The organism is Lentimicrobiaceae bacterium (genome assembly GCA_023227965.1).
GTDB lineage: Bacteria > Bacteroidota > Bacteroidia > Bacteroidales > JALOCA01 > JALOCA01.
Window position 1 is genome coordinate 67227 of the sequence record JALOCA010000008.1, and the last position, 25488, is coordinate 92714.

The following is a 25488-nucleotide window of genomic DNA, read 5'->3' on the forward strand; positions in this document are numbered from 1 at the left end:
AGCATGATTAAAGCCGACAACATATACAAATCCTACGGAGCGCTCAGTGTATTGAAAGGGATAAGCCTGGAAGTTAATAAAGGCGAGATTGTTTCGGTAGTGGGAGCTTCCGGTGCAGGAAAATCTACCTTGCTACATATTATTGGAACCCTTGACCGCGCAGATAAAGGCAATCTATTAATAAACAATATTGATATTAACAAATTAAATAATAAAAGTCTTGCAAGTTTTCGTAATAAACATATCGGTTTTGTTTTTCAATTTCATCACCTGCTCCCTGAATTTACAGCCATTGAAAACGTGTGCATTCCCGCATTCATAGCAAAATCTGCTGTGAAAAAAACAGAAGGGAAAGCAAAGCAACTGCTTGATCTTTTAAATCTTAACGACAGAATACACCACAAACCTTCCGAATTATCGGGTGGCGAACAACAACGGGTAGCCGTTGCAAGAGCCTTAATCAACAACCCTGATGTGGTTCTTGCTGACGAACCTTCGGGCAACCTCGATTCTGCCAATGCCCGTGAGCTGCACCAGTTGTTCTTCAATTTAAGAGAAAAATTTCAGCTTACCTTCGTCATCGTAACTCATAATCAAGAGCTGGCAAACATGGCTGACAGAAAACTCACCATTAAAGACGGAATATTTAGTGAATAACATAACCCCTTATAATAGTTAAACATGAAACTTATTCTTCCACTTTCAATATTCTTTTGTATATTTTTTCACACCATTGCCGCACAGAATGCCGACAGTGCAGCACAGCAATTGCAATTCAAAAAGTTTGAAAACTACATCGTGCAGGGAGAAGAATTTTTAAAGGTAAAAGAATATAAAAAAGCAAAAACACAGTACCAGCAGGCATTACTTATCTACCCTGAAGCCTTGTATCCAAAAGATAAAATTGAGCAGATCAATAAAATATATAATGATCCTGACGACGAGCTTGCCTACAATGCTGCCATCAAAACAGGGGACGATTATTTTTCTTCCAATAAATTTGAAAAAGCAAAAACCGAATACGAAAAGGCTTTGTCAATAAAACCAAAGGAATCTTACCCTAAAGAAAAGATAAAAGAATCGCGGGCACACATTTTCAATATGGAAGAACTGCGTAAAAATTTTGATGAAGCTGTAGCCAGCGGAGACCGGTTTTTTAAAGAAGGTGAAATAGAGAAAGCTAATGCCCAATATACGATTGCAAACAATTTATTCCCCGGAGAAAAATACCCCATTGCCCAGCTTGAAAAAACCGGGAATATACTGGCAGAGGTGAAGGCAACAAACGAAGCCTATGATAAAGCCATAGATGATGCTGACAATTATTACATTGCAAAAGAGTTCGAGAAGGCAAGGAATGAATATCTTAAGGCGAATATAATTAAACCTGATGAGCGCTACCCGCTCAGCATGATTGAACAGATAAAAGCAAAGCAACTTGAAGAAAAAAAACAGCTTAAAGAAATAATCCCAATTGAAACTAAAGCACAAGTAAAAACACCAATCACCAAAGAACAAACTCTTCCGCCTGCCTCAAATATGGTGAAGGACATTGTCGCCATGGCAAAGGAACTACCCAAAGAATTAAAAGAAACAAAAAAGAAGCCCACTGAGGAAACGAATACCGAGATAAATGCCCCTGAAAAACCCGTTCAGAAACCTGAAAAAGAACAACCATCGGCAGAAGTTTTGGCAGAACCGAAAGTTGCCCCTCAAAACCAGGCAGAACCATCCGGTAAAAAATTATCAGATGTTTATTATAAACATATTACCGACGGCGATCATTTTATGGCTACCAAAGCCTTCGACCAAGCAATAGAAATGTACAGGGCAGCATTAAAATCAGAACCTTCTTCTACCCTTCCCAACGAAAAGATTGCTGAAGCTATCACCCTGCTTTCTCAAAAAAAGCTGATCACATTTAACAGCTCCGCCCTCTCCATTGTGAATAATACCGAAAAGAAATTTACTTTTACACCTGCCAACCTGAAACAAAAAGGCAAAAACTTTATTGTTTTGAGAGCCAAAATTAACGGCGATAAAATGCCGAGAATTTTTCTGAACTATGGAAAAGATAAAACGAAAAATGGGGGCATTGTAATGAAAGGGATTACCGAAAAGAAATTTACTGATTATGTAATCAAAATCAGTGCCCAGGATCCCTGGTGGAGGCTCGATAATAATTGGATAAGCCTGTATTCGGCAGGAGGTGATATTGAAATAGAAATGTTTCTGATAAGCAACGGAGAATAATATGGCTATTAACAAAGAACTTTACTTCGGAAAATTCCGCAAACACATCATTGGGTACGATAAAGAATTTGAAACGCCTTACGGGATAAAAAAAATGCTGTATGCCGACTGGATTGCCAGCGGCAGACTATACAAACACATCGAAGAAAAGATAAGCAAAACATTCGGTCCTTTCATAGGTAACACCCATACGGAAACAAGCGAAAACGGCACGCTGATGACCAAAGCCTATCACCTTGCCCAAGCTATTATTAAACAACATGTAAATGCCGGCAAAAACGATGTAATCATTACTACCGGCTTTGGCATGACCGGAGCAATTGTTAAATTTCAGCGCATTTTAGGACTGAAAACCTGCGGTAAACTCTCAAACAAGCCATGTCTTAACGAATGCGACCGTCCGGTAATTTTTATAACCCATATGGAACACCATTCCAATCATACTTCCTGGTTCGAAACGATGGCGGATGTTGTAGTGTTACAGCCGGATAAAAAATTGCTTGTCAATCCGAACGAACTGCGGCAACAGCTACAGAAATATACCGGGAGAAAATTAAAAATTGGCTCTTTTACAGCTTGCTCCAATGTTACAGGAATTGAAACGCCCTACCATGGACTTGCAAAGATAATGCACGAACACGGAGGGCTTTGTTTCGTAGATTTTGCAGCTTCAGCCCCCTATGTGAATATCAATATGCATCCGGCAAACCCGTTGGAAAAACTTGATGCCATCTTTTTTTCTCCCCATAAATTTCTGGGGGGTCCCGGTTCGTCCGGTGTGCTGATTTTTGATGCATCCATTTACTCCTTACCGGCTCCCGACCAACCCGGCGGTGGTACCGTTGACTGGACTAACCCCTGGGGCGAATACAAATATTCCGACAATATCGAAGTAAGAGAAGACGGCGGCACCCCCGGGTTTTTACAAGCCATACGAACAGCTCTTTGTATCAGGCTTAAAGAAAAAATGGGAGTTAAAAACATGCAAATCCGCGAAAAAGAACTTGTTAATTCGGCATTCTCAAAACTAAAAAAAATATCAGGATTGCATATTCTTGCCGCAAACACAAAAAACCGGCTCGGGATCATCTCCTTTTATATCGAAAAAATACATTACAACCTGATTGTAAAAATCCTCAGCGACCGCTTTGGAATTCAGGTTCGCGGGGGGTGCGCCTGTGCAGGAACCTACGGGCATTTTCTGCTTGATGTTTCCTACGAACATTCACACGAAATTACCAACCTCATTAACCAGGGCGACCTTTCACAAAAACCGGGATGGGTAAGAATTTCACTTCACCCTACCATGACCGATAGCGAACTGAATTATGTTGTAAATGCCATTAATCAAATTGCAATAAACCATCAGGAATGGAGTAAAGATTATATTTACAATAAAAAAACCAACGAATTTCGGCACATCAATGACCCCATTGACAAAACAAGTAGGATAGAAAGCTGGTTTGTCATTTAACCGAGCCGGCAAAACAGGTGCACAGATTTCGAATGTAGCAACAATCATCATTCAACTATCTACGCACGGCATGCCTGCTTCCTTATAAGCAACAATAAGAATACCAGTCCCACGGCAAAAAACAAAATAATTGCCAGCACCGAATTCCGCATACTACCGGTAAGTGCTTCGATGATGCCAAAACTAAAAGTACCGGCTACGGTAGCCAATTTTTCCATCACATCGTAAAAACTGAAAAACGAAGTATGGTCTGTTGTTTCCGGAATCATTTTAGAATAAGTAGAACGGGCAAGTGCCTGCGAGCCTCCCATTACCAGTCCCACAAAAAAGGCTGCAACCACAAAACCTATTGTGTCGGTAACAAAGTAAACTCCAATGCAAATAAATATCCATGTAATTATAGAAATTATCAGCGCCTTGAAATTTCCGATTTTTGATGATAAACGGGAAAAGAAATGAGCACCTACCATTCCTACAAGTTGAATTACCAAAATCACAGGAATTAAAATGTCTTCCTTCAAACCGAGTTCTTTTTCCCCATAGGTTGCTGCCATAAACATCACTGTAAGTATGCCCATGGTGAGAAAGAAAAATCCCAGTAGGTAAATTTTCAGAGTATAAGATTTTGTTACATAACGATATACTTTTCGCAACTCCTGGTAGCCATGAAAAAGGATATGCCCGTTTTCGCGGGTACGAAGGGTATATTTGGGTAAACGGCGGAAAGTAATCTGCGAAAAACCAAACCACCACATACAAACGGAAAGAAATGCAAGTTTTGCCGGAAGTTTTCCGTCGGTAATTCCGAACCATCCGGGAAAAAGTACAACGATTAAATTAATAATCAACAGTACAACACCGCCAAGATAGCCCATAGAATATCCTCTTGCGCTTATTTTATCGTGGTCTTCAGGCTCGGCAATTACGGGAAGAAAAGAATTATAAAAAACCAGGCTTCCGCCGTAACCTATCCAGGCTAAAGCAAAGCAAATTATCCCGAATTCAATATTGTTTCCATTAAAAAAGAAAAGCAAACCGCAGCTTACAGAGCCTATCCATGTAAAAATTTTCATAAACGTTTTACGCCTGCCTGTATAATCAGCGATGGAAGAAAACATAGGTGAAAAAACGGCAACAAGCAGGTAAGCTGCAGCTATAGTCCATGAATACAGCACCGTATTGATAATTTCCAGTCCAAAAAACGAAACGGTGCTGTCGCCTCCGTTACGTGTAACCTGATTGTAATACACGGGGAAAATGGCTGAAGCAATCGTAAGCTGGTAAACAGAATTAGCCCAGTCGTACATTACCCATGCTCTTATGGTTTTTTTATCCCCCTTTTTAATTTCTGTTATATTTCGTGGTAACATTAATAGTAAGTATTAATTAAAAAACCATATTGCTAATCATTGTATGCATTATCCAACCTGATACGAAAACTCAAACCTGTATTAAAAAACCAGTTGTCCTTGCTTTTGTGAAAAACCGGACGTGTAACCTCTACTTTATCACGGGAATTGTATTGTTCAAAATACCTGTAAAGGGAGTATCCTGCATCGAAATTAAAAACTAAATTTTTGGTAAGATACAAGTGGTAAAAATTGGACAGGCGACTATCGCCCCAGAAAGTATCTCCCTCTCTTACGTAATAGGAGTTATCAGGATTACCCAAACGATACGATGCAGTAATACACTTATATGCCAAACCCGTATATAACCAGGGCGAAATACGATATTCAAGGTTGAGACTTCCGGGCAAAACGCCGTAAACATAAATTCTTTTTCCGGCTTTCCAGTCAATTCCTGCCAGACCCATAAAATAATTCCCAAAAAACTCACGGTTATAGTAGCCGCCAATCTTCAGTTTTAAACTTTTGCGTACCTGGTAAGTAAACAGCAGAGCTCCACCCATCTGGTAATGTTTGCCTGAAAAATTTTTTAAATCGGAAGCAATCCTTGGAACTGCCAGAACTGTAACAGACCAGGGTGTATTTGCAAACTGATAAATAAATCCAAGTTGTGCAGTAACCGAACTCAATTGGGTGGATTCTGTTTGCGACGAAGTATCGTATTGCATGTCGAAGCACATGTTTTCGTACGAAATGCCAGTTAGAACGGTATTTTTATTTTTCAAAACCACCGGAATAAATGCGTTAACAGCGCCTTGCCAGGTTTCATTTTTAGCACCTGGATAGTTGTCGTAATTCGTTTTTGGAAAGTATGTACCCTGTACATTAAGTACATCAACAAAAGGTTGTGCCCGAAGCCCTGATAAAAATGTTCCCAGCACTAACAGTAAAAGGTAAGTTTTCTTCATTTTTTCTATTTAAAGGGTCAAATGTAAAAAAAAATAAAAACGAAATGCAATAACCATTTTTTATCCGAAGTTTTTACTTTTACAGACTGAAAGTTTAACAATTCATCTTAAAAATATCTACTATGCAAGTATCTCCATGCGGGGTTCATTGTGATGAATGCCTTTTTTTTGAAAAAGAATGCAATGGTTGCCGCCATATCGAAGGTAAAGTTTTCTGGGCAGTTGAACATCTTCCTGAAAAAATTTGCCCCATGTTCGATTGTGCGGTAAATGAAAAACATTTTCCAGGTTGCGGCTCCTGCAACGAACTGCCCTGTCACTGGTATTACGAAATGAAAGACCCTTCGATGACAGACGAAGAGCACAAGATTTCTATCGAAACGCGGGTAAAAATTTTAAAAGGTCTTGCATAAATCATGTTTTTGTGCCTATATCTTCAGCATTTGATAATACATAAAACCGGAAAACCAGGGGGCTGAAAATTTATATTATTGGGAAATTAAGTAGTGTTTACTTGTAAACTTTAATAACAGATGAAATATCCATAAGGGCTATGCTCATACCAACCGAGAATGATATTTTATGGATATTCCCCCGAGAAATCGGGGCAGGCTATTTGACCAATAAATTAAAAAATTAATAACACATGAAAATTTCCGTCTTTGTGGTATTTTTCAGCGTTGTATTAACCATTTATTCGCTGATTAATTTTTATATCTACCGCCACGGGCTATATGCATTGCCTTCCGAAGGCAAAGTACGAATGGTTTACTCCATTGTTTTCGGTGTTTTATTTATAGCATACATTGCCGGCAGGTTTATGGAAAGAGCTCAGTGGTTCAATCTTGCTTCTGTATTTACTTTTACTGGCTCGTTTTGGCTGGCTGCCATATTTTATTTCTTTCTGCTTGTTCTGATTTTCGATGTTTTCCAGTTGCTTAATGCAGGTTTGCATTTTTTGCCAGCTTTCCTCTTTGCTGATTTTGCCAAAACGAAGCTAATTTTGTTTTTATCGGCTTGTATAATCAGCTTTTCACTTATAACAGCAGGTTTCATCAATGCATCTTCGCCACGGATAAAGAAATTAGACATCAATTTAAACAAAAAAGCAGGTGAACTCTCTTCCCTTAACATTGTTATGGTATCCGACATACACATCGGAACGCTTATCGGCTACCGGAAAGTTGAAAAACTTGTAAACCACATCAACCGGCTGAAACCTGATATGGTGCTTTTTGCCGGAGACGTTATTGACGAGGAACTTTCGGTAGTGTTGCACTACAACATGGGAGCACCCCTGAAAAAGCTAAACGCCCCACTGGGGGTGTATGCCATTACAGGCAACCACGAATACATAGGCGGGGCGGAAGCTGCCGTTCGCTACCTCGAATCTCTGAATATAAAAATGCTGAGGGATACCTGCGTTACTGTTTCCGGTGCATTTAACCTTGCCGGGCGCGAAGACCGCGATATCAGCCGTTTTTCCGGGAAAAAACGGAAAAACCTCGAAGAAATAATAAAAGATGCCGATACCGCCTTGCCGTTAATCCTGCTCGACCACCAACCTTTCCGCCTCGACCTCACTGAAAAATGTGGAGTTGACATCCAGCTTTCGGGGCATACGCACCACGGACAGATATTCCCTTTGAATTTTTTGACCAGAAAAATTTACGAAAACAGTTGGGGTTACTTGAAGAAAGGCAATTCGCACATTTATGTTTCATGCGGTTACGGCACCTGGGGACCCCCAATACGATTGGGCAACCGCCCTGAAATTGTTCAGCTAAGGGTGAAATTCAAAGGCTAATCTTTTATTGCAAGCCTTACTCCACGAAAGTATATTTTTGAAACCTGAGCAAACCACATGAAACCGCTAAAAATCACAAAGGGATAAAATCCTTTGTACTCCTTGTCCTCTTAGTGGTTTATAAAAAAGGTCTTGGTAAGGTTACTATGAGGCATGGACTTTCAAAACCCGCTCGTTACATCCGGATTGTACGGATTGTGCAGATTGTACAGATTGTGCGGATTGATAAGATTGAATGTCATTCATAGCTTATCATTACTTTAGTTTTTCTGACCCTTCCCATCCGGCATTCTCCTAATTTTCAGGGTTACTGCGCCCTCCCCTAATTTTAGAGGAAGGTTCGGGTGGGGTCAAGCTGTCTTGTTCTGAAATAGGTTTACTTTTTATTTTTTTATTGCTCCAAGCTCCCAACTCACAGCTGTTTTACCACCTTACACGTCCCTATCATTTCACCATTCCTTACCAAGTGTACCAGGTACATCCTATGCAAAATGTAACATGCTGAAATATATCATATATGGTTTTACAATCTTCACCCAAACTCAGGTTAAATTGTTTTGTATGAAGAATAAAACCGGTTTGAAAACCCAGTGTAATGATATCTTAAAACTCTATCTGCAACTGGTCGTCGCCGTGCGGTTTTTTTGAAGGTTTATCTTTATCCTCTACCTTTTCAGGGTTAGTAATTTCTAATTCTATAGCCGGGAGTTCGGAATCGGGAGTTTGGGGCACCGCATCCTCAATCTTAACCTTATTTTCAGCCTTAATTTCATCCTTAACTCCATCTTTTTTCTTCCTCAAACCGGTTTTGACACCGGGTTCGGCTAATTTGATGTCAGATTCGGCTAATTTGATGTCGAATTCGGCTAATTTGATGTCAGGTTCGGCTAATTTGATGTCGGATTCGGCTAATTTGATGTCAGGTTCGGCTAATTTGATGTCGGGTTCGGGTAATTTGATGTCGGATTCGGGTAGTTTAGCTTTAATATCGGCAATATCAGATTTAGATTCGGCATTTTCATTATCAAAATCCCAACCTGGCATTTCGTCTTTTTCAGCACCTTCTCCTTCTTCCGTTTCTAAAAGTTCGTAAGGCAGGGGTTCAAGGACAATAATCTCCTTAACCGCAGCATTGGCAAGCCGTTTGCCAATCACCTTGTAACTTTTTGCATCGGTAAAATCAGCCAGGCTGATGATTTCGTTTTCGCGAGGCTTTTTCAGTTGGCTCTGGTCGAACACAACTTCTATCTGCGGCAGGTAATCGGTCGAAATAAAAATAAGGTTATCGCCTTCGTTGTCGCCAAGTACAGTATTTTTTTTATCACTGAGCTCGGCGGTAAAGCGTTTTACAAAATAATCCTGTTTTGATGAATTGAAATAAACAACAGTAATGATTTTTTCGGGGTCATACTTTTCAATGATAAGCAGATCGTCGTCGAAGTGGTTGCTGATGTCGAAATTATATAATCTGTAATGACCGCTTCGCATCAGGGTAAGTATCCTGTCGTCGCCCATGAATGCGCCGAGGTAACTTCCCCGGCTTTCGGTATTCAGTCGTTTGATGCTGTCGTCGTACCAAATGTCGCGGGCGCCGAGGGTTGAAATTCCATCCTCTTTTTTCTCTATTTTTCTTACGGCATGTTTGGTAAGAGTATTCCCCATCGAGTTTCGGTTTTTGATGGCAAGGGTACTGAAATCGAATTCAAACACTTGTTTTTTCAGTTTTGCCTTGGCTTTCAGGGTAATTTTAACTATTTCCGCTTCACCGTTGGGGTTAGCGCTGAAATACAACACACGCGAGCCGTCTTTGCTTTGGGTAAGATCGTATTCCTTGTCGCGGGTAATGCCCATCACCGCAAAACGTTTTACAAAAACCTTTCCGTATTTGCCGTCTTGGTACACCATGTTGTAGATAGTACGATCGTCGTTTTTGCGGAATATGTCAATATGGATGATATTTTCGCCAACAAAACTTTTTTCGCTCACCTTGTTTACGGTACACAAACCGTTTTCGCGAAATACAATAACGTCGTCAATGTCGGAACAATCGCATACAAATTCATCCTTTTTCAAACCGGTTCCCATAAAACCTTCTTTGCGATTAACGTACAGTTTTTGGTTGGCTGCGGCTACCATGGTGGCTTCAATCACATCGAAATTGCGGATTTCTGTCCGGCGTTCGCGGTCTTTTCCGTATTTTTTCCTGATGTTCTGGTAATATGCGATGGCATATTCCACCAGGTGCGCAAGGTGAAATTCGGCATTTTGTTTCCTTTCTTCCAACTGGGCAATGATTTCATCCGCCTTGAAAGAATTGAATTTGGATATACGTTTTATTTTTATTTCGGTAAGCCGGATAATGTCGTCGGTGGTTATTTCGCGGTAAAACTGTTTCTTATAAGGGTCCAAACCTTTGTCAATAGTCTCTATTACCAACTCCCAGGTGGGGCATTCCTCTATTTTTCTGTAAATTCTTTTTTCGATAAAAATTTTTTCAAGAGAAGCGAAGAGTAGTTGCTCCATCAGTTCTGCCCGTTCAATTTCCAGCTCTGATTTCAACATCTTCAGGGTATGCTGTACCGAAAACCTGAGCATTTCTTTTACATCAAAAAACAAAGGTTTTGAATTGAGTACTACACAGGCATTTGGCGAAATGGAAACTTCGCAGTCGGTAAATGCATACAGGGCATCAATGGTAGTATCGGGCGAAACTCCTGGTTGCAGGTAAATCATTATTTCTACCTGGGCTGCGGTATTGTCGTCTATCTTCCGTATCTTGATTTTTCCCTTGTCGTTGGCAGAAATAATGCTGTCAATAAGCGAAATGGTAGTAGTGCCAAAGGGAATTTCGGTAATGGAAAGTGTTTTTTTGTCAATCTGGTTAATCTTTGCCCTTACACGAATTTTTCCACCCCTCAAACCATCGTTATATTTTGAAACATCTATCAAACCTCCGGTAGGAAAATCGGGGTAAATTTCAAAAATCTTTTCTTCCAAAACATTAATGGAAGCGTCAATCAACTCGTTAAAATTATGGGGAAGAATTTTGGATGCCAGTCCTACGGCAATACCTTCCACACCCTGAGCAAGCAACAACGGAAACTTCACAGGGAGGGTAACAGGTTCCTTATTCCTGCCGTCGTACGAAAGTTTCCATGTGGTGGTTTTAGGGTTGAAAGCTACTTCGAGGGCAAACTTCGACAAACGGGCTTCGATGTATCGCGAAGCAGCCGCATTGTCACCGGTGAGAATATTTCCCCAGTTTCCCTGGCAGTCAATAAGCAAATCTTTCTGCCCAAGCTGAACCAGGGCATCACCTATGGAAGCATCACCATGGGGGTGGTACTTCATGGTATGTCCGACTATATTAGCCACTTTGTTGTAGCGTCCGTCGTCGAGTTCTTTCATTGCGTGCAAAAGACGGCGCTGCACGGGTTTCAAACCGTCTTCCAAAGCAGGAACGGCACGTTCAAGAATAACGTACGAAGCATAATCAAGAAACCAGTTCTCGTACATACCGGCAAGAGGAATAATATGCTGAAGCGCATCGGCATTGCCGGTTTCTTCGGGCACCCCATTCATGTTTTCGGTTCCGGTATATTCCTTATTTTCTTCTTCCATCTATTCTTTATTCATCCCGGTTTGCCTTTTCGGGAGTTGTAAAAGGGATTATTTCCAAAATCTCAGCAAAGCTACTTCGGCAGCAAGAAAAACCAAAGCCAAAACCACAAAAGTTTTCCACAGCGTAGTACCTTTGCGCATGTCGTTAATGGCTTGTAGTATGGGGGTATTATTCGCCTGCAATAAATAGTAATTTTTATCGCCCAGCCTGTTCAGTGCATCTTTTATCTCTGCAGAAGTCATACATTGCATTTCGCTTTCCTTTCTGTCAAAATTAAACGCAACTCCATAATTACCTGCGTCTCCTGTTTCAATGTTATAATGCCCGGACTGGATAATTTGCCCGTGAGTGTAGAGGAGCAGGCTGTTTGCCGACTGATGACTTTCAGGAATGATTTCAAAATCGTTCTGTAGCGCTTTTATTTTAATAACCTGTTCATTATGCAACGGCACATTGGGCAACGCAATCGCAGTATTATTTCCGATGGTGTAATAAAGCGGCAACTCCTTTTGACTCAGTAAAGCCATATTGTAAATAGTGGGAACAAACAAGGGATGGGTTGGAAAACTGGTAAACCGGATTTCGAGCGGACAGGTAAACACGTACAGTTTGCCACTTCTGCAAGAAAAAGAACAGCACAAGGGTGAACCGTTTTGCATTTTCATAATATCTTCCCGCTCCGAACGGACGGAAGAACCAAGGATAAAATGCGAATAAACTGTCGGCATATCTACATTTTCCGGAATTTTCTCAAAGACATTCCGGAATAAGGGGTGCTGGTAATTAAGTATTGTTACTTTTTGGTCGGCTGTATCGGTTGCAAGATACTTTTCGGCTCCCAATCCGGTTAAAAAAATGGCATAGGAATCAAATTCAGGTTCCGCCGGCGGAATAAGGGTAACGTTTCCCCCCTGCTCCAAAAAACGGTCAAGCGACTGCATTAAACCGGAAGAAAAACTTTTTAACTGGTTAAGCACTACCAGCCTGTAACCGGGCAGGGCGGAATAATCCACCGCAGTAGCAGCATTATTCCGAAAAATCACCGACGAATCTCCCCCGAAAAGTGCATTCAGATAACGGCTTTCCTCTCCCCCATTAATACAAAGCACTGAAATAAAATCATTAATCTGGTAACTGAAATAAAAGCTGTCGTCGAAATAAACCGGATAGTCGTTTATTTCAATCTTTCCATATTGTATGCCAGTTTCGCGGTTGGTATAGGAAAGCGTAACCTCTGCCGATGCTTCGCTTTTTACATCACAACTTGCTACGGCTTTCTGTTTACCGTTAATGGTGAGCTTTACCGGTATTTTTTCCATACTTTGTTCTGAAGAATTTTTTATACGAACCGTTAATCTTTCTCCTTCATCTTTAAGATGCACAGGTGAGGAAAACCAGCATGAATCAATGTATAAATTATTCCTGTCGGTAGCTGCCACCGGAACAAAAAATACCCGAGTGGCAGTATCTTTTTTGAGTGAAGAAAAATCGGTGGTAGTATGCTGAAAATCGGAAATCAGGTAAACTTCGTGATTGCCTGCAGGATTAACGGCAAGCATATCCTTTTGCCGGGCAATTATCTTTGAAACAGGTTGCACAACAGGCGAAATTTTTACGTCGTCCACCATATTGATAAATTCATCTCTCGACACAAATTGCTGATGTTTTCCTTCAAAATCGTTTGTAAGCAATTGAAATTCGTCAGACGGTTGATAAGCAAATGGTATTTCCTTTGCACGGCTTTTGGCATCGTCGAGCAGCGTACCCCGGGCATTCCGGGCTTCCATGCTGAACGAGTTGTCAATATATATGCTCACTTTGTGCTTCTCTCCTTTAACATAACCCTGATTATTCATCGGAATGTAAGGTTGCGCAAAAGCCAGTACAAGGCAGATAAATACAAGTATGCGTGCCAAAAGTACCAACAGATGTTGCCATTTCGATTGTTTGCGGGTTTGTACTTTTACTTCCTTCAGAAACCGCACATTGGTAAAATATACCCGCTTGAATCTGCGAAGATTAAAAAGGTGGATGAGCACAGGGATTGCCAGAGCAAACAATCCAAAAAGAAACCAGGGTTGAACAAACTCCATTTAGAATTACTATACAGGCTGCAAAAATATAAAATAATACATGAAGCCATACAAAGCAAGTTAATTTATAGACATCTGGTTCAGCATTTGTTAAATTACCAGCACACCATTTTCTATTTTTATATTATTATAAAAAATATCAAAAACTTGTATATGAAACTTAAACTCCTAACTTTGCACAAAAATTCAGTAAGTCATATATTTATATGTAATAATTTAAAAATGAGGACGCTATAATGAAAAGAAACGTTATCATCATTGGAGCTGCAGGAAGAGATTTCCACAACTTCAACATGTTTTTCAGAGGAAATGCGCAGTATAACGTAGTTGCTTTTACTGCTGCACAAATACCCGATATTGACGGAAGGGCATATCCGAAAGAACTTGCCGGTGCTAATTTATATCCCAACGGAATTCCCATCGTTGCAGAAAAAGATTTAGCCGAACTTATTGTAAAACACAAGGTACAGGATTGTGTTTTTGCATACAGTGATGTTCCTTACCCACGGGTTATGAATATTAGCTCGCTGGTAAATGCTGCAGGAGCTAACTTTATCCTTTTAGGACCTGGCGAAACCATGGCAAAAAGTACCAAACCAGTTATTGCTGTTGGTGCCACTCGTACCGGATGCGGTAAAAGCCAGACATCACGCAGGGTAATAGAATTACTCATGAAAAAGGGATTAAAGGTTGTAGCTGTACGCCATCCAATGCCTTACGGCGATTTGAACGAACAAAAAGTTCAGCGTTTTGCTACAGTAGAAGACCTTGCAAAACACAAATGCACTATTGAAGAAATGGAAGAATACGAGCCACATGTAGTTCGCGGGAACGTAATTTATGCCGGAGTTGACTATGAAGCCATACTTCGCGAAGCCGAAAAAGATCCCAGCGGATGCGATGTAGTGTTATGGGATGGTGGAAATAACGATTTCTCATTTTACAAACCCGATTTATTTATCGGAGTTGCCGACCCCCATCGCCCCGGAGCAGAAGTAAGTTACTATCCGGGAGAAGTTGTTGCACGCATGTCGGATGTCATTGTGATAAATAAAATTGACACAGCCGACAATGCTAACATTCAGAAAGTTCGCGACAATATTGCAAGAGTAAATCCAAAAGCTATCGTTATTGATGGAGCTTCACCAGTAACCGTTGACAAGCCCGAACTGATTCGCGGCAAAAAAGTATTAGTCGTTGAAGACGGACCAACACTTACCCACGGAGAAATGAAAATTGGTGCAGGAACAGTAGCAGCCAATAAATATGGAGCAGCCGAATTAGTTGATCCACGCCCTTATACCGTAGGAAAACTATCTGAAACCTTCAGAATTTATCCAAACATCGGAACCCTGCTTCCAGCTATGGGCTACGGTGATCAGCAGGTAAAAGACTTGGAAACTACCATAGCCAACACCCCTTGCGATGCAGTGGTAATTGCCACTCCAATTGATCTGAACCGCATCATAAAAATCAACAAACCTACTGTAAAGGTGGGTTACGAACTCCAGGAAATTGGCGAGCCCAATCTCGAACAGGTAATTGATGATTTTATTAAAAAACACAATCTGATAAAATAACGGATTTTTCAAAGGCGACGATAGTCGCCTTTTTTTTTATATTTTTAATAGACGAATTTTTTATATTTTTGATAAATAATAATCTGCTGCTAAATTACCTGATTTCATGAAAAATAAGAGCCTGATATCAATTACCGACTTCTCCAAGGAAGAGTATATTCATATACTCAATTTTGCCGAAGATTTTGCAAAACAACCTACACAAAAAATTCTCGAAAACTATGTAGTCGCAACACTTTTTTTTGAACCAAGTACCCGTACCCGCCTCAGTTTCGAAAGTGCCGTTAACCGGTTGGGGGGAAAAGTTATCGGATTCTCCGATTCCAGTTCATCAAGCACACAAAAGGGCGAATCATTAAAAGATACCATACTTACCGTAAGCAATTACTGCGATCTGATTGTAATGCGTCATCCGCGCGAAGGAAGCGCACGTTGGGCATCCGAAGTTGCAAAAGTTCCCATCATCAATGCCGGCGACGGCGCCAACCAGCATCCTACCCAATGTTTGCTCGACCTCTATTCAATCCGGAAAACACAGGGACAGCTCGAAAACCTGCATATTGCCTTTGTCGGAGATTTAAAATACGGACGCACTGTGCATTCTAATGTAATGGCTCTTTGTAACTTTAATGCTACATTTCATCTTGTTTCGCCGGCTGAATTAAAATTACCCAGTTCGGTAAAACAGCATATCAAAAAAAACAAACTTAACTACTACCAATATACCGATTTGAAAGAAGTAATAGAAATCGCCGACATTATTTACATGACTCGTATTCAGCGCGAACGTTTTTCCGACCTTATGGAATACGAAAAAGTGAAAAATTCATATATACTTCGCAACGAAATGCTTGCTAACTCAAAGCCTAATCTTAAAGTACTACATCCCCTGCCCAGGGTAAACGAAATCAGCGAAGACGTGGATGCCAATCCCAAAGCCTACTACTTTGAACAAGCCCTTAACGGCGTATATGTGCGTCAGGCATTGCTCGCATCCATATTAGGCGTCAAATAATATATTTTGTCAAAAAACCTCAATTATAAAATAATGGAAAAAGAACTCGGAACACTTAAAGTTTCAGCCATAGAAAACGGAACCGTTATTGACCATATTCCTTCAAAAAATGTATTTCAGGTAGCAAAAATTTTAGGGCTTGAAAATTTCGAAGATATGGTTTTATATGGCACCAATCTCGAAAGCAAAAAAATGGGGCGTAAAGGGATTATAAAAGTAAGCAATAAATTTTTTAAAAGCAAAGTAATTAATAAAATAGCTTTAGTGGCTCCTACAGCAACTCTTATTGTAATCAAAAATTATAATGTAGTGGAAAAAAGGAAAGTGGAAATTCCAGAAGACGTGTACAATATAGTTAAATGTTTTAATCCTAACTGTATAACTAACCACGAAAATGTAGAAACACTATTTAAGGTTATTTCAAAGGATGATTTAAAATTACAATGTCATTTTTGCGAAAAAATAACTGCAAAAAATAATATTGTATTTTTATAATGAAATTAAATTGTTGCCACATCCCATACATAAGCTAATTGCACAGGGAGAATCACAGCATTTGGATTTTAAATTTGAGATATCCGATGCTTTAAAAATTGCAAGAACACTGGTTGCTTTTGCCAATACCGACGGAGGAACCCTGCTGATTGGGGTTGAGGATAATGGTACCATTACAGGAATACGCTCAGGAGAAGAAATATTTATGGCTGAAACTGCTGCAAAAAAGTACTGCACACCTGAAATTCCCATTCAATACAAAGAATGGGATGTTTACGGAAAAAACATTCTTGAAGCTACTGTTTTTCAGGGTACTAATAAACCATATTTTGTTGTAAACAAGCAAATTAAAAAAGCCTACATCAGGATGAATGATCAGAATATCGCTGCAAATGCCATTCTGCTTTCCGTATGGAAGAAAAAATCGAAAAACAAAGGAGCCTTTATCCGGTTTTCCGACAGTGAAAAAGAATTACTTTCATTTATAAATACACACCCAAACACCACTTTATCTGCAATATGTAAAAACATACATCTGCATCGAAAAAAAGCGGAACGCCTACTCACAAATTTCATACTCACCGATTCTATTGAAATGCTTTTTAGCGAAAAGGGAGTGTCTTTTAGTATAAAAAACACCAATGATGAACGCGAACAGAGAAAAAGATAAAACAAAAAAATTTTCTTTTCATAAACGCTTAAAAAGTTTTTCCTACGCATGGAACGGTATCCGCGATATTTACCTTAACGAACATAATTTTAGGATACATCTTGCAACTTCCTTATTAGTTGTTATTTCCGGCATTTTTTTTCAAATTTCCAACACAGAATGGTTGTTCATAATCCTTAACATCGGGTTGGTTTTTTGTGCCGAAGCATTTAATACTGCTATTGAAAATATTACCAACATTTTTTCTCCGGGATTTAATGTTCATGCCGGAAAAATTAAAGATATTGCAGCCGGAGCAGTTTTATTTGCTGCTATTTCGGCTGCTATAACCGGAATTCTTATTTTCGCACCTAAAATTTACCATTTATTTCTATAACTATGCTCGTAATTGCCGACAGTGGTGCTACCAAAACAGACTGGAGTATTTTGCAGGATGGCAAAATTATTAACCAGTTGCAAACCATTGGATTTAATCCTTTTTTTGTACAATCTTCTGACATTAAATACAGTCTGGAGAAAGAACTGTATCCTTTCTTTGACAATACTGCCGTGAGCAGTGTTTATTTTTACGGGGCGGGCTGTTCTACTGAAAATAAGGGAAATATTGTATTCAATGCCCTCGAAGACTTCTTCAGTAATGCGCAGATAAATATTTACCATGATTTGTTGGGAGCCGCAAGAGCCCTATGCGGAACCAGCCCCGGGATTGCATGTATTTTAGGCACTGGTTCCAATTCCTGTTTTTATGATGGAAAAGTCATTACAGAAAATGTAACGTCACTTGGCTACCTTTTTGGAGACGACGGAAGTGGAGCACAAATAGGAAAAAGAATGATTGAGTCTTTTTTAAAAGAGACTATGCCCGATGACATTGCTGAAGTTTTTAAAAATACATACCAAATCACTCTGGAGAATATTCTCGACTCAGTATATAAAAAACCCTTTCCAAACCGTTACCTTGCGTCTTTTGCCCGGTTTGCTTGTAATCACATCAATAATACATATATCAATGTTTTAGTCCGGAATTGTTTTTCCGATTTTTTTAGTGTTCAGCTAACAAAGTATAATGGATACAAGGAATATCCTGCAAATTTTACTGGCTCTATCGCCTTTTACTTTTCCGATATTTTAAAGGAGGTTGCTCAAACTTTCGGGATACAAACAGGAATTATCACCCAGAACCCCATGGAAGGGCTTATAAAATATCATACCGCATTAACATAATAACAGCGACGATTAAACAAAAATATGCTCGGGATAAACCACTTTCGTAAGAAACAAACCCTTAGCAGGTACAGAAGCACCTGCATCTGAACGGTTTTTCCCTTCAATTATTTTTTTTATATCATCTACCAACATCCTTTCACGTCCAATTTCGAGCAAGGTACCCACTATTGCCCTAACCATATTTCTTAAAAAGCGATTTGCGGAAATAGTGAATACTAACTGTCCATCTTTTTCTGTCCAGAACGTTTCCGTTACGGCGCAATTGTTAGTAATAACATCTGTTTTTGATTTTGAAAAGCAAGAAAAATCAGTAAATTCCATTAATATTTTTGCTGCTTTATTCATATTTTCAATATTCAAATAGCCATAATAATACATAGTAAATGCCTGTTGAAAAGGATTTTTTTTTCTTGATATGTAGTAAGAATATGTACGGCTGATGGCATCAAAACGTGCATGTGCATTTTCCTTTACTTGAAAAAGATTGTTTACAGTAATTTCGTTGGGTAAAAAATTGTTCAACCTAAAAAGCCAGTCTTCTTTCTTTTTCCTATCGAGAAGAGTTAGTACATCGAAATGCAGGTAATATTCACTTGCATGTACCCCAGTATCAGTCCGCCCACAACCAGTAACGGCAACAGGTTCGCCAAAAATTAATGAAAAACACTTTTCAATAATTTCCTGAACTGTAACAGCATTGGGTTGGGTTTGCCACCCGTGAAAAGGCGTGCCCATGTAAGCCAGCTTGGCAAAATAACGGTACATTTTTTTATGGCAAATGTATCAAAATATTTAGAATAGATACATTATATTTATCTACAATTCAATAATCAATATTTGGAATGAATATAAATTAAACTATAAATTAAATATTTTGGGCATTTAGAGGCTGATATTCTCAACTGTTTTTCTAACTTTGAAGCCAATTGTTATTCAATTAACAATTCGTATTATAAAATATTTATTTACCTAATTAACAACAAACAAAAATCAGGAGGACGTTATGTCAGTAACAGAAAATTTAGTTAAACAATTAGTGGAAAAGCATGGCAAAAGCAGGAACAGCCTAATGCCCGTGTTGCAGGGGGTGGTTCGCGAAGAAAAATTCCTTTCTGAAGAAGCACTTCTTTCCATAGCCAGGGAATTGGATTTATCGGCAGCAGATGTGTATGGAACAGCTTCTTTTTACACCTTTCTCGACACTGTTCCCCGCGGAAAGAATATTGTCCGCGTTTGCAAAACCATTTCCTGTCATATGAAAGGAAAAGATGAAGTAATCCATGCAATAGAGGGTTCTTTGAAAATTAAAGCAGGAGAAACAACCCATGATAAAAAATTCACTTTACTTACAGCCAATTGCCTGGGATGGTGTCATAAGGGACCCGTTATGCTCGTTAACGACGACATTTACCCGGAGTTAACGCCACAGAAGGCAGTAGAAATAATCGAAGAATATGCAAAAAAACAATAATCCGGACATACCAATCAAAATAATAAAATTATGGAACAGAAACAATTGAAAAAAGTAGATATAATTTTCGAAATAGACGAAAAAAACACACCCTTCACCATACTCGAAAAAACCCTGACCCGTTCGCCGGACGCAATTATCCTCGATTTGATTGACTCAGGGCTAAAAGGCAGAGGAGGTGCAGGCTTCCCCACAGGGTTAAAATGGAAATTTACCAAAAATGAAGTCAGCAATACAAAATACGTGATTTGTAATGCCGACGAAGGCGAACCCGGTACTTTTAAAGACAGGGAAATCCTTGACAGAGTTCCGGAAAAAATATTTGTCGGTATAGCTATCTGCGGATATGTAATCGGTGCCAAAGAAGGATATATTTATCTCAGGGCTGAATACAACTTTTTACTTAAAAACCTACTTCCCAAACTCGATAATTTTAATGCTTTTCTAAAAAAATTAGGTTTCGATTTTAATATCTATATGAAATCAGGAAGCGGTGCTTACGTTTGTGGTGAAGAAAGTGCCCTTTTCGAATCTATGGAAGGCAAAAGAGGTGAGCCCCGCAACAAACCGCCCTACCCTACCGTGGCAGGATATAACCACAAACCTACTGTAATCAATAACGTAGAAACTCTCGTGTATGTTTCTATGATTTGCGGAATGGGTCCCCAAAAATTTAAATCATACGGAACAACCGACTCTCGCGGATCAAAAGTATTTTCTGTTTCGGGAGATACCCCTATCCCGGGAATTTACGAACTGGAATTGGGAATGCCACTCAACGAATTCGTAAACGAATTTGGTGATGGCGATGCCAAAGCCATCCAGGTGGGGGGAGCTTCTGGATTTTGTGTTCCCCGTAAAAAATTTAACGATACCATCATTGGTTTTGAAGGAATTCCAACAGGAGGCTCTATGATGATCTTTAACAGCACCCGCTCCATGTACAACGTTTTACACGATTATCTTGAATTTTTCAACGAAGAATCCTGCGGACAATGTACCCCTTGCCGGGTAGGTTGCCAGCAACTGCTAAAAGGAATTGAAGCCGTAAAAAAAGGAGAAAAGCCCCCAAGCTACCTCGAAGAGCTCAAACGTTTGGCAGTAACCATGAAACTTGCTGCCAAATGTGGATTAGGACAGTCGGTGGGCAATCCGTTCAGTTCTATCATTGATAATTTCAGAGAAGAAATCATTTACTAACCCAATTGAAGGAGAATATATTATGAGCAAATTCTTAGTAAACCTTAAAATAAACAGCATTCCGGTTACAGTTGAAGAAGGTACAACCATACTTGATGCAGCAAAAAAAATAAATTTTAAAATCCCTACCCTTTGCAACCACCCCGACCTTACTGTAGCAGGTAACTGCAGGGTATGCGTGGTAGAAGTTAAAGGTGCCCGATTGTTGGCAGCCGCCTGCGCCACTCCTGTTTCAGAAGGAATGGAAGTATTTACCAATAGCGAGAAAGTTCGTTCCGCTCGCAAACATGTCATAGAACTGCTTCTTTCCGAACATAATGCAGACTGTACAAAATGCTTTAAAAACGGGCATTGCGAATTACAGGACCTTGCCAACGAATATCGCTTTGGGGATCACGTTTTCCTTGACTTGGTAAAAGCCAAGGATAAAATTGCCGACATGTCTTCACCTTCTATTGTTAAGGACGACAGCAAATGTATTAAATGTCAACGCTGTGTACGTACTTGTGAAGAATTGCAGGCTGTTAGTGCCCTTGCAGTTATTAACAAAGGTGATCACCAAAAAATTTCCACATTCCTTAACAAACCTATGAATGAAGTGGTTTGTACCAATTGTGGTCAGTGTATAAACCGCTGCCCTACAGGTGCTTTAACTGAACGCAACTATATTGAAGACGTTTGGAAAGCCATATATGACCCCAACAAGTTTGTTGTGGTACAAACTGCTCCTGCCACCAGGGTAGCCGTAGGAGAATATCTCGGGCTTGAACCCGGACACAGGGTAACCGGCAAAATGGTCTCGGCACTTATAAAATTAGGATTTAACAAAGTGCTGGATACCGATTTCACAGCCGATTTAACTATACTGGAAGAAGGGTATGAACTACTTACCCGCTTAAAAAGAGTATTGGTAGATAAAGAACCTGTTGCTTTACCTATGATGACTTCCTGCTCACCGGGTTGGATAAAATTTCAGGAACACATTTTCCCTGATTTGTTAGACAACCTTTCAACATGCAAATCGCCCCAACAAATGTTTGGTGCACTGGCTAAAACCTACTATGCTGATAAAATCAACATCAAAGCAGAGAACATGGTAGTAGTTTCCATCATGCCCTGTACAGCCAAAAAATTCGAATGCGAACGACCCGAAATGCGCGACAGCGGTTTTAAAGATGTAGATTACGTACTCACTACCCGCGAACTGGCAATGATGATACGGCAGGCAGGTATTGAATTTGACAAACTTGAAGATCAACATTACGACAGTATTTTGGGAGAATCTACTGGGGCTGCCGTAATTTTCGGAGCTACCGGAGGTGTTATGGAAGCTGCTCTTCGTACAGCCTATGAAGTGGTTACCGGTCGCGAGGTACCTTTTACTAACCTAAATATTAAACCCGTAAGAGGTATGGACGGCGTAAAGGAAGCAACAATAAAAATTAAAAATACACTTCCCGAATGGAATTTTTTGGAAGGAGTAGATTTGAATGTTGCCGTAGCTCATGGGCTATCCAATGCCAAAAAAGTAATGGAAGCCGTAAAAGCAGGTACGGTAAATTATCATTTTATTGAAATCATGGGTTGCCCTGGCGGCTGCATTGGAGGAGGCGGACAGCCAATTCCTACGTCCATGGAAATCCGGAAAAAGCGCACTGAAGCCATTTACATGGAAGATGAAGGAATGCCACTTCGTAAATCGCACGAAAACCCTGAAGTAGTGGAAATTTATAAGGACTACCTTGGAGAGCCTAACGGTCACAGATCACACGATTTGCTCCATACCCACTACAAACCACGAATCAGATACTAATCAGCTTCATTCACTGTTATAAAGCCGTTGCAATGTCAGCGGCTTTTTTTATTTACTATGAGAAGAATCAATCTCATTTTATAATCTTATAGAATTTAATTATACTTACTATGCTTATTTACAAATAATTAATATTAAATTTAATTTAAAGAGAAAAGCTTAATTTAGAATAAATATAAATTTTTGTTATTTTAATAACATTGTTATATAATTAACAAATAATATGTAGAAATATGTTAATTTTGCAGAAAAATAAAATCAAAGTCTTAATGAAAAATAAGTATTTTTATACATATGAAAAATAGATGCAAATGAAACTTTCAGAAGCTATTAAAATACTTAACGCCAAGGTAGTATGTGGTGAAGAAAAACTTGATTCCGAAATAGGCTACGCTTTTGCCTCCGACCTGATGAGTGATGTACTTACCCTCGATACCAATAATTTGCTTCTTATTACCGGTTTGGCAAATCTTCAAACCATTAGGACTGCTGAAATGTCGGATATCCAATTTATTATATTTTGTCGAAATAAAAAAGTAAATGAAGAAATGCTTGTACTAGCTGATGAAAACCAACTTGTAGTGCTGGAATGCGCTTATTCCATGTTTAAAACCTGCGGGCTGCTCTTTCAGCACGGCATTCAACCTTTATATTAAAAACATCGTTTTGCAATGCACTTTACATTTGATATAGAAGGGGGAAATTTTTCCAAAGCCGGGTTTGCTTCCAGCGAAATAAAAAAAATTTTAAAACAACTCAACGTTGATCCTAAAATCATAAAACGCATTGTAGTAGCTTTGTATGAAGCCGAAGTAAATGTTGTGGCACACGCTTACAAGGGAAAAATCACAGTAGATATTGATACCGAAAAAATTAAAGTTATACTGGCGGATGAAGGTCCCGGCATCCCCGATATTGATCTTGCCATGCAAAAAGGATATTCTACAGCCAGTGCCGAAGTAAGAGAAATGGGCTTTGGAGCAGGCATGGGTTTACCCAACATAAAAAATAATGCCGACGAATTACACATCAGGAGTAAGGTAGGCATAGGTACCGAAGTAGAAATTATTAATTATTTGGGGTAAAATGGAAAAAGCGCACTTTCATCATGCACTAAAAGTTATCAACGATCTCTGTATCGGCTGTACTCATTGTATGGAAGTGTGCCCGACAGAAGCTGTACGCGTACGCAATGGAAAAGCTTTAATCATAGCCAATCGTTGTGTAGATTGTGGCGAATGTATGAAGGCTTGCCCTTCTGCTGCCATCATTGTTGAACAGGACGATTTCAATAAAATATTTGATTATAAATACAGGATAGCATTGGTACCGGCTGTCTTTATTGGGCAGTTTTCTGAAGAAATTTCCACAAAACAAATATTCAGCATCCTGATAGATCAGGGCTTTACGCATGTGTTTGAAGTTGAGCAGGGAGTAGAGATTTTAGTAGAGGCTACAAACAATCTACTACAAGAAAAAGAAGTTGTAAAGCCCCTGATTTCATCATTTTGCCCGGCTATAGTACGTTTAATCCAAGTTAAATTCCCTTCTCTGGTTGAAAATTTAGTATTAAAACGGCAACCTTTCGAAATATCTGCTTTATATCTCCGAAAAAAACTCGTGCAGGAAGGCGTGAATCCCAACGACATCGGAATTTTTTATATAACTCCTTGTGCTGCAAAAATTGCTGCCGTAAAAAGCCCTGTAGGCGAAGAAACCAGCCCCATTGACGGGGTAATCAACTGTAATTTTATTTTTAATAAAGCCTTCAGAGCCATTAAGCAACATAAATCTGAAGTTTGTACATTGCCCAATAACACCATTTTAAGTGGAAAAGCACTTACATTTACCCTTACCCATGGAGAATCTACATCTATCAACGGAAAATCTTATGCAATAGATGAAATTCATAATGTAATTGAATTTCTTGAAAAAATTGAAAATGAAGAAGCTACAAATATAGATTTTCTTGAATTGCGTGCCTGCGACGAAAGCTGTGCAGGCGGAGTTCTTACTACTGCCAATCGTTTTTTAACAGTAGAAAGACTTAATAAAAGAGCCGAGACCGGTGATATAAACCCTGAAAACAATCAGCATAACGGAATGACGGACTATTTCGACTTCCTTCAATCGAATCTCACAATTGGGGCTATCTATCCCCGTTCCATGTTAAAATTAGATGAAAAAATGTCGGAAGCTATGAAAAAAATGAGCAAAGTACATGATCTCATCAAATGCCTCCCCCAAGTGGACTGTAGGCTTTGCGGAACGCCCAGTTGTGCTACCCTTGCCGAAGACATCGTGCAGGGAAATGCCGAGTTGATGCAATGTGTTTTTATCCAGAAAACGCTTGAGAAAAAGGGATTAATTGATTTGGACGAATCTATAAAAATTGTTGGACAAATTTGGGGAAACAACAAACTTGATATAAATTGTAAACAAAACGGATAA

At 39.4% G+C, this 25488-nt stretch carries 22 protein-coding genes; 17 read left to right on the forward strand and 5 right to left on the reverse strand.

Annotation, left to right across the window (positions count from 1 at the left end; genetic code table 11):
- Nucleotides 1-3 precede the first annotated feature (3 nt).
- From M0R21_04400 to M0R21_04410, 3 genes are read left to right on the forward strand one after another with little or no spacing between them, the layout of a single operon-like run.
- Entirely contained in the window at nt 4-657 is a 654-nt protein-coding gene (locus M0R21_04400) for an ABC transporter ATP-binding protein (GenBank protein MCK9617055.1), read from the forward strand.
- A gap of 24 nt (nt 658-681) precedes the next feature.
- Complete coding sequence (locus M0R21_04405) at nt 682-2253, forward strand: hypothetical protein (protein MCK9617056.1); 1572 nt, start codon at nt 682-684, stop codon at nt 2251-2253.
- Between the two features lies 1 nt (nt 2254).
- Nucleotides 2255-3727, forward strand: coding sequence for an aminotransferase class V-fold PLP-dependent enzyme (locus M0R21_04410; GenBank protein ID MCK9617057.1), 1473 nt, complete (start codon nt 2255-2257; stop codon nt 3725-3727).
- A gap of 59 nt (nt 3728-3786) precedes the next feature.
- On the opposite strand, the gene M0R21_04415 is transcribed toward M0R21_04410, so the two are convergent.
- Both M0R21_04415 and M0R21_04420 read right to left on the reverse strand, forming a co-directional pair.
- Nucleotides 3787-5097 (reverse strand): MFS transporter, encoded by a 1311-nt coding sequence (locus M0R21_04415; GenBank protein MCK9617058.1) that lies wholly within the window; start codon nt 5095-5097, stop codon nt 3787-3789.
- Nucleotides 5098-5129: 32 nt separating this feature from the next.
- Nucleotides 5130-6044 (reverse strand): DUF6268 family outer membrane beta-barrel protein, encoded by a 915-nt coding sequence (locus tag M0R21_04420; protein ID MCK9617059.1) that lies wholly within the window; start codon nt 6042-6044, stop codon nt 5130-5132.
- Between the two features lie 122 nt (nt 6045-6166).
- Between M0R21_04420 and M0R21_04425 the strand changes: the two genes are divergently transcribed.
- The gene (locus tag M0R21_04425; protein MCK9617060.1) at nt 6167-6457 is read left to right on the forward strand and encodes a DUF3795 domain-containing protein; all 291 of its coding nucleotides are present in this window, start codon (nt 6167-6169) and stop codon (nt 6455-6457) included.
- Between the two features lie 233 nt (nt 6458-6690).
- Nucleotides 6691-7851: a metallophosphoesterase gene (locus M0R21_04430; GenBank protein MCK9617061.1), complete on the forward strand. Its 1161-nt coding sequence runs from the start codon at nt 6691-6693 to the stop codon at nt 7849-7851.
- Between the two features lie 603 nt (nt 7852-8454).
- Here the strand turns inward: M0R21_04430 and M0R21_04435 are convergent.
- Nucleotides 8455-11367 carry a DNA gyrase/topoisomerase IV subunit A gene (locus M0R21_04435; protein MCK9617062.1) on the reverse strand — a complete coding sequence of 971 codons (2913 nt, stop codon included), beginning with the start codon at nt 11365-11367 and terminating at the stop codon, nt 8455-8457.
- 153 nt (nt 11368-11520) lie between these two features.
- Nucleotides 11521-13566, reverse strand: a complete 2046-nt coding sequence (locus tag M0R21_04440) for a BatA domain-containing protein (GenBank protein MCK9617063.1) — start codon at nt 13564-13566, stop codon at nt 11521-11523.
- Between the two features lie 236 nt (nt 13567-13802).
- Here M0R21_04440 and M0R21_04445 point away from each other — a divergent pair, with 236 nt between their 5' ends.
- The 6 genes from M0R21_04445 (at nt 13803) to M0R21_04470 (ending at nt 18550) form a co-directional block, all read left to right on the forward strand.
- On the forward strand, nt 13803-15146 hold the full coding sequence (locus tag M0R21_04445) for a cyclic 2,3-diphosphoglycerate synthase (protein MCK9617064.1): 1344 nt from the start codon (nt 13803-13805) through the stop codon (nt 15144-15146).
- 106 nt (nt 15147-15252) lie between these two features.
- Nucleotides 15253-16161, forward strand: coding sequence for an aspartate carbamoyltransferase (gene pyrB / locus M0R21_04450; protein MCK9617065.1), 909 nt, complete (start codon nt 15253-15255; stop codon nt 16159-16161).
- 33 nt (nt 16162-16194) lie between these two features.
- Nucleotides 16195-16656 (forward strand): aspartate carbamoyltransferase regulatory subunit, encoded by a 462-nt coding sequence (gene pyrI, locus M0R21_04455; protein ID MCK9617066.1) that lies wholly within the window; start codon nt 16195-16197, stop codon nt 16654-16656.
- On the forward strand, nt 16643-17326 hold the full coding sequence (locus tag M0R21_04460; GenBank protein MCK9617067.1) for an ATP-binding protein: 684 nt from the start codon (nt 16643-16645) through the stop codon (nt 17324-17326). Before pyrI ends, M0R21_04460 begins: the two co-directional genes overlap by 14 nt.
- Nucleotides 17301-17702, forward strand: a complete 402-nt coding sequence (locus M0R21_04465; protein ID MCK9617068.1) for a diacylglycerol kinase family protein — start codon at nt 17301-17303, stop codon at nt 17700-17702. The genes M0R21_04460 and M0R21_04465 overlap by 26 nt, the downstream gene beginning before the upstream one ends.
- A 2-nt stretch (nt 17703-17704) precedes the next feature.
- Entirely contained in the window at nt 17705-18550 is an 846-nt protein-coding gene (locus tag M0R21_04470) for an ATPase (protein ID MCK9617069.1), read from the forward strand.
- 12 nt (nt 18551-18562) lie between these two features.
- On the opposite strand, the gene truA is transcribed toward M0R21_04470, so the two are convergent.
- A complete protein-coding gene (gene truA / locus M0R21_04475) occupies nt 18563-19318 on the reverse strand; it encodes a tRNA pseudouridine(38-40) synthase TruA (protein ID MCK9617070.1) in 756 nt (251 codons plus the stop codon).
- Nucleotides 19319-19556: 238 nt separating this feature from the next.
- Here truA and nuoE point away from each other — a divergent pair, with 238 nt between their 5' ends.
- The 6 genes from nuoE (at nt 19557) to M0R21_04505 (ending at nt 25488) form a co-directional block, all read left to right on the forward strand.
- Nucleotides 19557-20024 (forward strand): NADH-quinone oxidoreductase subunit NuoE, encoded by a 468-nt coding sequence (gene nuoE / locus M0R21_04480; protein MCK9617071.1) that lies wholly within the window; start codon nt 19557-19559, stop codon nt 20022-20024.
- 30 nt (nt 20025-20054) lie between these two features.
- Nucleotides 20055-21224 carry a hypothetical protein gene (locus M0R21_04485; protein MCK9617072.1) on the forward strand — a complete coding sequence of 390 codons (1170 nt, stop codon included), beginning with the start codon at nt 20055-20057 and terminating at the stop codon, nt 21222-21224.
- A gap of 22 nt (nt 21225-21246) precedes the next feature.
- On the forward strand, nt 21247-23037 hold the full coding sequence (locus tag M0R21_04490; protein MCK9617073.1) for an NADH-dependent [FeFe] hydrogenase, group A6: 1791 nt from the start codon (nt 21247-21249) through the stop codon (nt 23035-23037).
- Between the two features lie 311 nt (nt 23038-23348).
- On the forward strand, nt 23349-23693 hold the full coding sequence (locus tag M0R21_04495) for a DRTGG domain-containing protein (GenBank protein ID MCK9617074.1): 345 nt from the start codon (nt 23349-23351) through the stop codon (nt 23691-23693).
- Between the two features lie 15 nt (nt 23694-23708).
- Nucleotides 23709-24122 carry an anti-sigma regulatory factor gene (locus tag M0R21_04500; GenBank protein MCK9617075.1) on the forward strand — a complete coding sequence of 138 codons (414 nt, stop codon included), beginning with the start codon at nt 23709-23711 and terminating at the stop codon, nt 24120-24122.
- A gap of 1 nt (nt 24123) precedes the next feature.
- Nucleotides 24124-25488 carry a 4Fe-4S binding protein gene (locus M0R21_04505; protein MCK9617076.1) on the forward strand — a complete coding sequence of 455 codons (1365 nt, stop codon included), beginning with the start codon at nt 24124-24126 and terminating at the stop codon, nt 25486-25488.

What these genes read in the sequence shown, in the direction of transcription:
- M0R21_04400 (MCK9617055.1), top strand. Translation starts at nt 4, where the DNA reads ATGATTAAAGCCGACAACATATACAAATCCTACGGAGCGCTCAGTGTA.
- M0R21_04405 (MCK9617056.1), top strand. Translation starts at nt 682, where the DNA reads ATGAAACTTATTCTTCCACTTTCAATATTCTTTTGTATATTTTTTCAC.
- M0R21_04410 (MCK9617057.1), top strand. Translation starts at nt 2,255, where the DNA reads ATGGCTATTAACAAAGAACTTTACTTCGGAAAATTCCGCAAACACATC.
- M0R21_04415 (MCK9617058.1), bottom strand. Translation starts at nt 5,097, where the DNA reads ATGTTACCACGAAATATAACAGAAATTAAAAAGGGGGATAAAAAAACC.
- M0R21_04420 (MCK9617059.1), bottom strand. Translation starts at nt 6,044, where the DNA reads ATGAAGAAAACTTACCTTTTACTGTTAGTGCTGGGAACATTTTTATCA.
- M0R21_04425 (MCK9617060.1), top strand. Translation starts at nt 6,167, where the DNA reads ATGCAAGTATCTCCATGCGGGGTTCATTGTGATGAATGCCTTTTTTTT.
- M0R21_04430 (MCK9617061.1), top strand. Translation starts at nt 6,691, where the DNA reads ATGAAAATTTCCGTCTTTGTGGTATTTTTCAGCGTTGTATTAACCATT.
- M0R21_04435 (MCK9617062.1), bottom strand. Translation starts at nt 11,367, where the DNA reads ATGTACGAGAACTGGTTTCTTGATTATGCTTCGTACGTTATTCTTGAA.
- M0R21_04440 (MCK9617063.1), bottom strand. Translation starts at nt 13,566, where the DNA reads ATGGAGTTTGTTCAACCCTGGTTTCTTTTTGGATTGTTTGCTCTGGCA.
- M0R21_04445 (MCK9617064.1), top strand. Translation starts at nt 13,803, where the DNA reads ATGAAAAGAAACGTTATCATCATTGGAGCTGCAGGAAGAGATTTCCAC.
- pyrB (MCK9617065.1), top strand. Translation starts at nt 15,253, where the DNA reads ATGAAAAATAAGAGCCTGATATCAATTACCGACTTCTCCAAGGAAGAG.
- pyrI (MCK9617066.1), top strand. Translation starts at nt 16,195, where the DNA reads ATGGAAAAAGAACTCGGAACACTTAAAGTTTCAGCCATAGAAAACGGA.
- M0R21_04465 (MCK9617068.1), top strand. Translation starts at nt 17,301, where the DNA reads ATGAACGCGAACAGAGAAAAAGATAAAACAAAAAAATTTTCTTTTCAT.
- M0R21_04470 (MCK9617069.1), top strand. Translation starts at nt 17,705, where the DNA reads ATGCTCGTAATTGCCGACAGTGGTGCTACCAAAACAGACTGGAGTATT.
- truA (MCK9617070.1), bottom strand. Translation starts at nt 19,318, where the DNA reads ATGTACCGTTATTTTGCCAAGCTGGCTTACATGGGCACGCCTTTTCAC.
- nuoE (MCK9617071.1), top strand. Translation starts at nt 19,557, where the DNA reads ATGTCAGTAACAGAAAATTTAGTTAAACAATTAGTGGAAAAGCATGGC.
- M0R21_04485 (MCK9617072.1), top strand. Translation starts at nt 20,055, where the DNA reads ATGGAACAGAAACAATTGAAAAAAGTAGATATAATTTTCGAAATAGAC.
- M0R21_04490 (MCK9617073.1), top strand. Translation starts at nt 21,247, where the DNA reads ATGAGCAAATTCTTAGTAAACCTTAAAATAAACAGCATTCCGGTTACA.
- M0R21_04495 (MCK9617074.1), top strand. Translation starts at nt 23,349, where the DNA reads ATGAAACTTTCAGAAGCTATTAAAATACTTAACGCCAAGGTAGTATGT.
- M0R21_04500 (MCK9617075.1), top strand. Translation starts at nt 23,709, where the DNA reads ATGCACTTTACATTTGATATAGAAGGGGGAAATTTTTCCAAAGCCGGG.
- M0R21_04505 (MCK9617076.1), top strand. Translation starts at nt 24,124, where the DNA reads ATGGAAAAAGCGCACTTTCATCATGCACTAAAAGTTATCAACGATCTC.